This is a genomic window from Bacillus spongiae (genome assembly GCF_037120725.1).
Lineage (GTDB): Bacteria > Bacillota > Bacilli > Bacillales > Bacillaceae_K > Bacillus_CI > Bacillus_CI spongiae.
Map to the genome: position 1 here is coordinate 1 of NZ_JBBAXC010000036.1, position 11,588 is coordinate 11,588.

12 protein-coding genes and 1 rRNA gene are annotated in these 11,588 nt (G+C 33.9%); 3 read left to right on the top strand and 10 right to left on the bottom strand.

Translation table 11 applies throughout. The features are described from left to right. Positions 1-564 precede the first annotated feature (564 nt). Positions 565-855 carry a hypothetical protein gene (locus WAK64_RS22115; RefSeq protein WP_336589133.1) on the top strand — a complete coding sequence of 97 codons (291 nt, stop codon included), beginning with the start codon at positions 565-567 and terminating at the stop codon, positions 853-855. Then, the gene (locus tag WAK64_RS22120) at positions 852-1,265 is read left to right on the top strand and encodes a GNAT family N-acetyltransferase (RefSeq protein WP_336589134.1); all 414 of its coding nucleotides are present in this window, start codon (positions 852-854) and stop codon (positions 1,263-1,265) included. Before WAK64_RS22115 ends, WAK64_RS22120 begins: the two co-directional genes overlap by 4 nt. A 138-nt stretch (positions 1,266-1,403) precedes the next feature. Here WAK64_RS22120 and WAK64_RS22125 read toward each other — a convergent pair whose 3' ends face one another. Next, positions 1,404-3,203, bottom strand: a complete 1,800-nt coding sequence (locus WAK64_RS22125) for a M3 family oligoendopeptidase (protein WP_336589135.1) — start codon at positions 3,201-3,203, stop codon at positions 1,404-1,406. 255 nt (positions 3,204-3,458) lie between these two features. Here WAK64_RS22125 and WAK64_RS22130 point away from each other — a divergent pair, with 255 nt between their 5' ends. Beyond that, positions 3,459-3,980: a cysteine hydrolase family protein gene (locus tag WAK64_RS22130; RefSeq protein ID WP_336589136.1), complete on the top strand. Its 522-nt coding sequence runs from the start codon at positions 3,459-3,461 to the stop codon at positions 3,978-3,980. A gap of 69 nt (positions 3,981-4,049) precedes the next feature. Here the strand turns inward: WAK64_RS22130 and WAK64_RS22135 are convergent, their stop codons facing one another. From WAK64_RS22135 to rrf, 9 genes are all read right to left on the bottom strand, one after another. After that, positions 4,050-4,667, bottom strand: coding sequence for an NUDIX hydrolase (locus WAK64_RS22135; protein WP_336589137.1), 618 nt, complete (start codon positions 4,665-4,667; stop codon positions 4,050-4,052). 195 nt (positions 4,668-4,862) lie between these two features. Further along, entirely contained in the window at positions 4,863-5,738 is an 876-nt protein-coding gene (locus WAK64_RS22140) for an alpha/beta fold hydrolase (protein ID WP_336589138.1), read from the bottom strand. Positions 5,739-5,786: 48 nt separating this feature from the next. After that, a complete protein-coding gene (locus WAK64_RS22145; protein WP_336589139.1) occupies positions 5,787-6,260 on the bottom strand; it encodes a DUF1572 family protein in 474 nt (157 codons plus the stop codon). Between the two features lie 308 nt (positions 6,261-6,568). Beyond that, on the bottom strand, positions 6,569-7,717 hold the full coding sequence (locus WAK64_RS22150) for a hypothetical protein (RefSeq protein ID WP_336589140.1): 1,149 nt from the start codon (positions 7,715-7,717) through the stop codon (positions 6,569-6,571). A gap of 15 nt (positions 7,718-7,732) precedes the next feature. Continuing rightward, positions 7,733-8,848 (bottom strand): hypothetical protein, encoded by a 1,116-nt coding sequence (locus WAK64_RS22155; protein WP_336589141.1) that lies wholly within the window; start codon positions 8,846-8,848, stop codon positions 7,733-7,735. Positions 8,849-8,985: 137 nt separating this feature from the next. After that, positions 8,986-9,864: an ABC transporter ATP-binding protein gene (locus WAK64_RS22160; protein ID WP_336589142.1), complete on the bottom strand. Its 879-nt coding sequence runs from the start codon at positions 9,862-9,864 to the stop codon at positions 8,986-8,988. After that, positions 9,851-10,621 carry a hypothetical protein gene (locus WAK64_RS22165; protein WP_336589143.1) on the bottom strand — a complete coding sequence of 257 codons (771 nt, stop codon included), beginning with the start codon at positions 10,619-10,621 and terminating at the stop codon, positions 9,851-9,853. Before WAK64_RS22165 ends, WAK64_RS22160 begins: the two co-directional genes overlap by 14 nt. Beyond that, positions 10,614-11,171 carry an RNA polymerase sigma factor gene (locus tag WAK64_RS22170; RefSeq protein WP_336589144.1) on the bottom strand — a complete coding sequence of 186 codons (558 nt, stop codon included), beginning with the start codon at positions 11,169-11,171 and terminating at the stop codon, positions 10,614-10,616. Before WAK64_RS22170 ends, WAK64_RS22165 begins: the two co-directional genes overlap by 8 nt. 334 nt (positions 11,172-11,505) lie before the next feature. Then, positions 11,506-11,588, bottom strand: a 5S ribosomal RNA gene (gene rrf / locus WAK64_RS22175); the annotation flags it as partial.

Below are 11,588 nucleotides of genomic sequence, written 5' to 3' on the forward strand. Positions count from 1 at the left end.
TCCTGAGCCAGGATCAAACTCTCCATAAAAGTAGTTTGACTTGCTCATGTTTTGTGTAAGAACTAAGTTCTTACGTTTAGAATTAACGTTGACGTTTCGTCTTTTCAGTTTTCAAAGTTCAATGTCGTTTTGGCGACTTAATAAGAATACTATATTAATTGAATGAAGTCAATATCTTTTTTTAAGTTTTATTTCATCCATTCGCTTCTTTTAAGTCACTTTCTTGCAACAACGTTTATAACTATATCTTCTTTCAATACGAATGTCAATAAAAAAATGCGATTCTAATCCAAAAATAATTTAATAGAAAAATAGACTCCTTATTTCCGATTCTCCTTGACCATTTATACTGCGGTGGTACTAAAATTAAAGTGACGGCAATCAATGTTGAGAGCGGACAGTGCGTGATAATTCAATGTTCCGATTAAGAAGTGTAGTAATTTTGGAACTCTACAAAAGGAAATTTAACCAAAGGTCATCTGTTCCAAGCTACATGGTTTTTAAAATATCCTACAACGGGTACACAAAAAAATATGAGCTCTAATTATTATTAGGGGGAGTATCTTGAATGTTGCTTTTCTAATAATTATTGTTTTGACATTGTCTATTTCAAGCTTTTCTAGTATGTATTTATTTAATGACAACGCAAATAAATGGCGCATAATGTTAGCTTCACTTACTATTAATAAATCCATTATAATACCCTCTTCTGTCTACCTATATAGTACAGATGTTCAAATGTTTCATAAGTCAACTTCCTTAAGTTTAGGTATTTTTGGATTAATCATCTTTATTCCTATCATTTCCTTATTCAACTACTATACAATTGGAATGTTGAAGGAGATGAAAAGATGAAAATAGTAAACAGTCTATCAAAAGTAAATATCGAGGAAATCAAAGAAGTTTATCATTCGGTTGGATGGACAAAGCATAACGAAGAGAATATTAAATTAATCTTTAATGCTAGTCATATCATGACCTTTGTATTAATCAACAATAAAGTTGTCGGTATTGGGAGAGCCTTAACAGATGGGATATTTAATGCGGCCATTTATGATGTCGTCGTACATCAGGATTACCAAGGTAACGGTATTGCCTCTCACTTATTGACAGATATTCTGAATAAACTTGAAGGCATTTCTTGCATTCACTTAATCTCAACAACAGCGAATGAAGCATTCTATCATAAATTTGGCTTTAAGAAGGTTAAAACAGGAATGGCGAAGTACCGAAACCCTAAACTAATTGCTGAGTATTTAGAGTAAGCATTTCAAAATGCTTTTTAATAAGAAAAAGCTAACAGCCTATTTAAGAGGTTATTAGCTTTTTTATTGTATACTCTAAACACTCTACCCGTTCTTTCTCTCACGAATACTCAAAAAAGGAACGGAGGTTTTCAATCCCTATATCATTTCCTCTGTTAACACAATATATTCTTCAATAGCTTCTTCTAACGGCTTGAGCGAAGTTTCCCAAAAGCCCTTCTCGTTAAGCTCTTTATTTAAATAAGCCGAAGCTAATTGTTCTACAGTCATTCTTCCTGTATTCCGCAATAGATGATCGTATTGTTTGTGAAATAAAGATCCTTTTTCTTTAGCAAGCATATAAATCCCATTGCTAAATAAGTAGCCAATCGTATAGGGAATATTATAAAAGGGTTTTTCCGTACTATAAAAATGTTGGATGTAAATCCATTTATATAAATCGATTTCCTTAATCAGTCCACCGTACGCATCATTTTCTAATTGCAACATCAAAGCTTTGATTTCTTCTGTCGTAACGAATCCTTTTTTCCGTTTCTCATAAAACTTAACTTCAAATTCAAACATCGTCGGAACGGTTGCCACGTATTTTAGCTCATTTAAAATTTTCATCTCAAGCAAGGTTAATTTTTCTTTCCTTGTTTTGGCCCGTTCAATCGCAGCGTCAAGGACAAAGTTTTCCATAAAGGTAGAGGAAGTTTCTGCTACACTTGTCCCTTTTTCCTGAGCAAAAGGCAGCTCTTCGTGTAATATAACATTATGATACGCATGACCAAGTTCATGCGCTAATACGACAACATCTTGATAAGTTCCTCTAAACGCATAAAAAATTCTACTCTCTTTTGAACGGGGCATCGAAGCACAGAAACCTCGCATCGCTTTATTTGGACGGTCTTCCGCTTCAATCCAACCTGCTTCAAACGCATTTTCAGCAAATTCCCCTAGTTTTGGGCTAAATTGATGAAATTGTGAAATAATAAGCCTTTTCGCTTCTTCATATGGAATTTGTTTATCTGATGTAAAGCTAGGTATATTCATATCATACCAAGCGATTTCTTCGAGCTTATCAATGATTGATTTCCGTTTGATAAACCTTCCAACCATATTATGATGCTGCTTTATCGTCGAAACCATCATGTGTAACGATTCTTCACTTATTCGATTTTGACCCAATGTCTCTTTTAACATAGGCCATCCTCGCTGTTCATACATCTTCAATCGGTAGCCTGCTATAGCATTTAATATAGAAGAGAATGAATCCGCGCTTTTTTCAAATACTTTTTGAACAGACTCAGCAGCTTGTTTGCGCTCCCTCCGTTCATTAGAGAACATTGACTGATGTAATGCCTGACCATACGGTACAAGCTCTTCTTTTCCATTAACTTGAACAGGAATTTTCACTTGGTTAATTAGCTGTTCATAATGATTCCGCCAGGCTTTAAAACCATTAATGGATAAAGCACTTATTATGTTTTCTATCTCAAGAGATAATCGACTGTTAGCTGCTTCTCTTTTTTCTTCTAAATAAAAGCGAATAGGTTCTATGCTTTCTTGCTGGATAAAATTTTGCCAGGATTGCTCTGAGAGATTTAATAAAGATTGATCTAACTCTCCTTGAACTGACATCAGATTTGCTTTAATCTCTGAGCAAAAGGACATCAAATTAGACACACTTACATTTGTTACGTCTTCAGACTGCAGACAGATTAAAAAGTCATCTAGCTCTTCCCACGTACTCACCATTAGTTGGACCTCTTGAAGGATTTCACTTAACCTTTCTATGTTTCCTCTTCCATTAGAAGCATTATACGCCTGTACTTTCTTCAGTAATTCATTAATTTCATCATTTAGTGAAATCATTTTTTCTTTTATTTGACCATGGTGAATTCCACCGAAGTATAATCGATCTAAGTCCCAATTTTGACTAATGATTTTTTCCATATACATTCCTCCCTATGATCATAACGTTATTACATTGACTCTATTATCGTAGTTCTACATATTTGGCCTTATTCCTTTCCACACTTTTTAGGAAGGTAAGAGCCTACTCATTATCATTACAGCGTCTTAGCAAACGTATATCCGCTCCTCCTTCACAGCTTCTCTCAATGTCCACCTCATTCTCTATTCTTCCTTTGATACAAAAAATGCTATTTGCTATATTAGTTAGTAACGATGTAATACTGGAGGAGAAAGATGAAAAATAAATCAGCACTGCTTATTATTGATGTACAATCTGGAATGTTTCCCGAAGAGGAGCCCGTTTATAAAGGAAGTATATTATTGCACACAATTGGCAACCTCATCACTAAAGCTAAAAAGAATGATTTACCCATTATTTATATTCAACATAACGGCCCTACCGGTCACCCGCTAGAGGTTGGAACAAAAGGATGGACCATTCACCCTGAAATAGCTGAAGAATCGTCCATTGTGATTCAAAAAACGACCCCCGACTCTTTTTTCCAAACAGAACTTGAAAAAGAATTAACCAAAAGAGGAATTACCGATTTATTTTTTACAGGAATTCAAACCGATTACTGTGTTGACACCACCTGTAGAAGAGCTTTTAGTTTAGGATACAATTCCACCCTTGTGACTGATGCTCATAGTACATGGGATTCTGGAGGTTTAACGGCCCAGCAAATTATTAATCACCATAATAAGGTGTTAAGTAGTTTTGCAAAACTGAAAGCGTCAAAAGACGTAGAATTCTAGAATAGCTCTAACTAAAGGTAAAAATGAACAAGGCCCACTTTATGAAGTGAGCCTTGTTCATTTTTATCTTTAATCTAAAATTGTATTTTTCATAGGATCATCAAGGAATTGAAACAGCAAGTTAATTTGTGCTTCAGTATTTCTTCTGATAGAAAGAGATGGTAAGTGACCTTCTTCGTAGAAATCCACCCCATTTGTTTCTAAACCATTTGTCGCCTCGCCCCCAATGATCTCACAATGAATAAATAGTTTATAATAATGATATGGCTGAGGAGTATCTAAATGCTTACTCATATCCAAGCATGCTAGTAATTTTATTGGAGAAACATCGAAGCCCGCCTCTTCTTTTATTTCTTTTACAATGTTCTCTGATGGTGATAATCCAACATCACAGAAACCTCCAGGCAATGCCCATTTTTGTTCATTCTTTTCTTTTACCATTAATATTTTATTATCTTTAAATACTACTCCCCTAACATCAACTTTAGGTGTTTGATAGCCTGTTTCATTTGTAAATAAATCCTTAATTTGTTCCATTTTAAGACCTGTATACTCTTGCATTATTTCAGAACTAATTTCACGCAACTCTTTATAACGCTCTATATCGTAATCGTCTTTTGAAAACGTTAATCCTGCTTGAGATAACGCTTGTATTCTCTTCGCCCACTCTAACCATTTTTGACTCAATGAAAACACCTCTTCTATCCATCTTGCTCCAATTTATAAAATCAAATGACCCGAAGTAATGTCATTTCCCCTTACTACACATACTATGTCCCATGTTTCCATATGTAGACAGATTAACCTACTATTTTCTCACATTTTACAAACAGAGCTTGTCCAATTCCTCTATATAAGTATTATTTTACTTGGTCGATGTATTTAATAATAATATTGAAGAAATTCACTAATCTCCTTGTTTAATTTGTCTAAATAAACTTCATTAGGAAAATGTCCCATATCAAATGCTTTATATGATAAATTTGAGATAATTTCTTCGGTTGCCTCTTTTAACCTACTTTCGGGAAAGAATATGTCTTTTTTTCCTACAATCGTTAATGTAGGAGAGCTATAATCTAGTAATTCATTTCTTTCTGTTAGTTTTGGCATATCTTGTTCAAGCTTTACATACTTAAATACATCGCCTATTATTTTTTTGTCCTCTTCTTTCATTGAATTGGCTGACATGATGTTTGTAATTTTATTTAAATACTTATCGTATGAAGTCAGTTTATATAACATTAAGGGGAGTAAGATATCTTTTATCATACTTATTTTAGAGCCTAGTTGTATTCCTGCAGGTGAAACTAAGACGGAACAATCTATTTTATTTGGCATAAATGTTGCTAGTCTTAATAGAATACCTGCTCCGTATGATGGGCCAATAAACGCACTACTCTCTATATGTAAGAAATCCATTATTTCTTTAATCCAAAGAGCGAAACTATTATCCTTTGCAGAAATCCTATTTTCATCACTAAACCCTGGATGACCGACTGTATCTGGAGCATATATTCTATACCGGCTTGTTAAAGGAGAGAACCAGGACATTGTCATTGGATTAATGCAGTTACCTCCTTGAAAAATAAATAGTGGTTTACCTTCAGGTGGACCCGCTACAAGAACGTGAGTTTTACCAAAACTAGTATCAATATACAGTCGTTCAACACTAAATTTCAATGTCTGTAAATAATTCTCATAATGCTCTTGCATATATTTTTTTCCTTCATCGCTTTTATAAATTGTTCCTCGTCCCATATAAGCCTCCTCAGTACATGCAGAAAGTGATTTTAAAATCCCCTATATTTATATTGAAGTTGAGATGTATTTTTCTTTTAAGCATAGTTTAGATATATAGAATATTTGACCCATATGCTCTGAATAGTGGGCTACACATTGGTGTAAAATATCGAGATTTGTTCTTTCTCTATTCCTGACCAATTGACTTTTTTTAAAATCTTGATCAGACATTGTGTGCACAGTGTCTATAACAAGTTGAAAATTGTCATTCACTTTTCTTTCTAATTCTTTTTTCAATACGTACGTATGTTTGAACTCTTCTTCTCGATTTCTAGTTATATTTCCATGTAAAATCCCATTACAAACTCTTTCTTTGATATTCCCTTCGATATGCTTTATGAGTGTTGAAACACTATGACTTGCAGTATTAGGCCTCCAATTGAGTTGTTCATCATTCATTTGTTCTATGACTTTCAGAATTCTCCTCTGTATCTCTTCAAACTTACGTGTTAACCATTCTCTATTAAAATCATTATTCAAGTGAATATCCCCCTTTTATTTAACAAACCTTCCCTTCTATAACAATTATTTCAAAATTTTAAAAATTGCACAAGAATTTGTTCCGTTAAGTGAGCCATACACAAAGAGACGCGTTTATGAATAAACGCGTCTAGCTCTAACTATTTGAAACTTGATTAATAATCTATAAGCAAAGAATTAATCTGATATTCTTACTAGAGTAAGTGACTTTAATCAACATATTAAACTTTTGTAATATCACTTACTAAGTCTATAAGATACCGTTAACCAACTGCATGATAAATTAATTACAAGCTACGCTGATTTCTTTAATACAAAATATCCTGCTTCTTCTCTCTTCTCCATTTCCAAAAGGTCGCTATTAATGGAAGAAATACAATTACACTATATAGAGCTGCCACCATAAGTTGTGATCGGTATAGATAAAACGCTTGACTAAGTAAGTATCCATTTAGAACTAAAAAACAAATAATTACGAAAATAGGAAGCTGGATACCAATGATGGAAATATAATTTTTACAAATACTCGAGACAACAATCGCCATTAAAGCCACTGATAATGCTAACACATACGTAAGAGCGAGCGTGACCATAATCAATTGTAGAAAAGTAACATCATACCAATATAAACTTCCCATGAATGAGTTGACTCCACTCTTTAGAAACATACCTATATCAATCGTAGAATAAATACTGTAATAAACGATTATTTGAACCGTTGTAATGATGAATGCCGAAAGCAGTCCTGCCGCAACCTTCCACTTAAACAAACTTCTTCCAACTGCAGAAGTATACTGCAAGCTAACCAGTTTATTCTTGTAATCTTTTATAAATATAGGAGAAACTATAAAAAGGACACTCACTAATATTGTAATCATGATACCTTTACTAATTTCAAAGAAATTAAATTGGACTAAATCAGGGAGAAAAGAATTGACCGCTCTTGAGCCAACCACTTCTTTTATCCTAAGCTCTTGCTCCTTTGTTGGAGTTCCTGATATACGACTATACCCGTAGCGTTCTTCTAGGAATTCCATACGCTCAATAATAGATTCTCTTAATGGAATTTCCCGAAACAAATCAATACCTTTGACAATCTTGTATCGAACCTTCTCAAAATCACTGTTTATATCTATATCCACTTCTCGAAACTCTTTATATGAGGCAATTCCCAAATCAGATAGCTCCTGATTTTCTTGTATCCATTTATCAGCCTTTTTTACTTCCTGCTGATAGACTAATTTAAAATCCGCAAATTCATGTTCATCTAATTCATGACCATATTTTTCAATCATTTCTATCCCTATGCGGTAGATACTCTTACCTGACGGGTCATCTAGAAAGTTCGAAATATGGATGTCAATGAAAAGATTATACATAAGGACATTAATTAAAATAGCAATTAAAAGCATGATGGGGTGAAATATTTTCTTCATTTCATTCAATAAAATTCGCAAGATCTATCAACTCCTTCACTTAAGATCATGCTTTCGAAAGCTTTTGATACAAAATAACGTAGCGAATAACAAAAGCACTAACCATACTGCTACCGTAATTATTTCAAAATAAGCTGTAAACTTGACAGGTCTATACATAAACCATTCGAACGAATTCAAAATAAGGTTAACAGGTGTAAAAAAAGAAAAAACATACGCTATATTATGACTTGGAATCCACCCAGGGATAGCAAAAATCACACCAAAAAGAAAAACAAATAGAAAGAAAACGAGATAACTATTATGTATCCATCTAGTGAAAATAACCGTCATTAAAGTGAAGAGAATAATTAATAGATAAGCTAGAATAATGACAGCAGATAAATAGTCAAGAAAAGAAAGATTCCACCATGACATAAACCATTCTTTTCCTGCATTAAAATAGCTACTAATTGGCACATGCCAAAATTCCCGGTATGAAAATACATTAAAATAAGCGATTAAGCTACTAGCCATTATTAAAGTCCACATACCAAAATTAGTAATCAACGCAGCCCATATTTTATCTATCCACAATTCTCTACCTCGTTTGGTGCTATAAGCGAGCAAATAGGTACCTCTATCAAACTCAAAATTCATGACATATGCTGTCACAAGAATTGTCAAAATAAGACTTTCTAACAAAAGCGTTTTAAACATCGTTTTAAACAGTAAAAGATGAGTCCCAAATACACTTTGTGCAGGGAATAGATGCTTGTACTCCTTATTGTCAACTACTTCTAAATACCTCTGATTGAATTTGTCATATTGACTTCTAATCAATTTGGCTGCTGACCCACTTATCCCATACATTTTCATTTCAATCTCAGCTACTTTATCAGGATCAAACTTTTGAAAGCCTTCATCCACGTGGAGGCTATTAAAATAGTACAGCTCAAATAGGGCCGTGTTTGAAAAAAAACCTAAGTCTTCAGCAGTAAATACTTCTTCCCTATAAAAAGAAGTATCTGAATAAAACTCATTCATGTCTGGATAAGTTTTCGATATTCTCTTAGATGTAATATCATTCACTTCTTTCATTTGAGCTTCATAATCTTTTTTCATCCTGTTGACCATTTCATCAGTAATGACTGTTCCATAAGTTTCAGCCATTTGGTTTACTTCCTTTAGGCCCTCCTTTATAGAAGCATTCTCATAGATTAGGAAAAGATTAAAGCTAATGAAAAGAAAGATAAGGCTAAGTAATATTGGTGAAACAATCAATTTGCGAATTTCATACAGTACAACCCTCACCTGTTATCTCCTATTTCTTCATCTTGGTACTGATAAAGAAATACGTCCTCCAACGTTGGTCTCTCTTGTTTCCATCCTAGACCTTCATCCGTTTTGGCAATAAATCGAATTTTCATCCTTCCATTCTCTTGTCTTTCTGAGAGAGAGAAATAGTCCCTTCGAAAACGTTCTACATCTTCAAATTCCACCTCTGTTTCATAGACCTTGCCTTCAAGTTGTTGACAAATTATCTGTATGCTGTCTTTGTATAGAACATGTTTATCTTTTATCATGATAATTTCATTAGCAATGGACTCGACGTCGGAGACAATATGTGTAGATAAAATGACTATTCGATCTCTTGCCAAATCAGATAATAAATTTCTGAAACGAACCCGTTCTTTCGGATCGAGACCTGCGGTTGGTTCATCAAGAATCAATATTTTCGGGTCATTTAACATCGCCTGCGCAATCCCAACCCGTTGAATCATACCTCCTGAAAACTTTCCCATCTTTTTTTTGATAGCATCCTCTAAAGCAACGAGCTTTAGTAAATTTGGAATCTTTTCATTCGCATCCTTCCTTGAAATTCCTTTTAACGACGCCAAGTAATGTAAATATTGTTGTGGATTATAATTTTTATAAAAGCCGAATTGCTGCGGGAGATACCCAATTAAATCCCGATACTTCTCACCCATACTGTAAATATCTTGCCCATTATATAAAATTTCTCCTTTAGTTGGATGTAGTAAGGTTGTTAACATTTTTATAAAAGTCGTCTTCCCCGCACCATTTGGAGCAAGCAAGCCGTATACTCCGTTTGAAAACTCTAGGTGTATGTCCTGTAACACAGGAAAAGCTCCAAATTTCTTACTTATTCCATTAACCGTTAACATATCCGATATCCCCTCTTCTCTTATTCTGTACAATTAATTCTTTTAGTTTTTTCACATAAAGATAGGCTGCCAAACAAATGACGGTTGTGTATAAATACCACGGTATCGTTACGAGTAATTGGTGATAAAAAACGGAATCCATGGTTATAAGAAAAACATTAATTCCCAGCCAGCCTAGCATCACTACCACCTTTGTAAGCATTGTGTTAAATAACGTAATTACATATAAAAACAACAAAGAAAACAGTAATAATGAGGTAGTTGAGATCATGAACGCTTGAACAAACTGAATAGATGACAATTTAATGGCTATGGATAGCACCCAAACCGTATTTAACAGAAAACAAAACACACTAAATAACATCATGCGAAAAGCCGCTACTTGATATAAGTTATATTTACATGTCATTTCCAAGTCAAACGTGCTGTTGAATTTACTATTTACAAAAGGCAATAAAGAGAGTAGAACATAAAGTACTGGAGAAATAAGCATGATGATACCGTAAAAATCTATTGAGGAATAATTTTGTTCCTGACCCGTTATGACAATCGCCCCCATCAAAATGACCATCATCGCTATCAATACAGCTATTTCTCTTCTATCCCTTAGTAAAAATTGAATGCCTATTTGCTTATACATATTGTGTAATAGCTTGTAAAATGGTTCTGGTACATTCACACCCTTTGCTACGATCGTTTTGATTTCCAGTTCGACCTTATTTAGATCCGGAAAAGGGATTTCCTCCTTTTCATGCATCTTTGTCAGCCTCCTTTAATTCTGCCTTTACATGCTTCAAGCTACGATAATATCTTGTTTTCACCGTCGACTCCGGGATTTGTAAGGTCTCCGCAATATCTTGGAACGTATAATCTGTAAATAACTTCAAACGAATAATCTGTTGAAAGGATGTTTCCAGCCCATTGATAACATCGATTACACCTTTTACTTCTTCCTTTTGTAGAAGTGTGTTTGTAAAATCCTTCTCATTTCCAAACTCCATATCATTAATTTCAACTGAGAGTTTTTGAACTTTATAATGTCTCGAACGAAAATAATCAACTACTTTATAAGTAGCAATTTTGTACAACCAAGTTCGGAAGGACGATCGCTTTCCTTCAAACCGGTAGAGTGCCTGGAGCATATTAATAAATATTTCTTGCGTTAAATCGAGAGATTGCTCTTGGTCCAAAGTCTGTTTATATACGTAATGATAGATTTCGCGATAATAGTTTTTTACAAGCTCATTTGCTGCTACCTCACTTCCTTTCTTTTTTATTTGTTCAATCAGCACTAGATCTTGATTCATACCTCACCACTCTATTTCTGTAATCTGCTGTATTAGCTTCTATTTATATAGTCGTAAAGCTAACAACAATAGTTTTGTTTTTTAAAAATTTTTATAGAAAAAGATAAAAACTCTTGTTAGTGGGCTTTCAATCAAATTTCAGTTATGATTTAACTTCGTTTGTTTGGAGAACCTTCTAAAAATTTTGAGTTCAATTCATGGTAATAAAAAAGAACAATCAAATTTCTTATCTGCATGAAGCTCAATTAAATTACTTAAATATTCAAAAACTCACACTACAAACAGAAAATAGGGTAAACAAAAAAACAGCTCAAGATGAGCTGTTTTTAAATGTGCATGGCGACGTCCTACTCTCACAGGGGGAAGCCCCCAACTACCATCGGCGCTAAAGAGCTTAACTTCCGTGTTCGGTATGGG

Coding starts and splice junctions, on each gene's coding strand:
- WAK64_RS22125 (WP_336589135.1), bottom strand. CDS start 3,203: ATGGAAAAAATCATTAGTCAAAATTGGGACTTAGATCGATTATACTTC.
- WAK64_RS22160 (WP_336589142.1), bottom strand. CDS start 9,864: ATGTTAACGGTTAATGGAATAAGTAAGAAATTTGGAGCTTTTCCTGTG.
- WAK64_RS22155 (WP_336589141.1), bottom strand. CDS start 8,848: ATGGCTGAAACTTATGGAACAGTCATTACTGATGAAATGGTCAACAGG.
- WAK64_RS22140 (WP_336589138.1), bottom strand. CDS start 5,738: ATGGGACGAGGAACAATTTATAAAAGCGATGAAGGAAAAAAATATATG.
- WAK64_RS22165 (WP_336589143.1), bottom strand. CDS start 10,621: ATGCATGAAAAGGAGGAAATCCCTTTTCCGGATCTAAATAAGGTCGAA.
- WAK64_RS22170 (WP_336589144.1), bottom strand. CDS start 11,171: ATGAATCAAGATCTAGTGCTGATTGAACAAATAAAAAAGAAAGGAAGT.
- WAK64_RS22130 (WP_336589136.1), top strand. CDS start 3,459: ATGAAAAATAAATCAGCACTGCTTATTATTGATGTACAATCTGGAATG.
- WAK64_RS22120 (WP_336589134.1), top strand. CDS start 852: ATGAAAATAGTAAACAGTCTATCAAAAGTAAATATCGAGGAAATCAAA.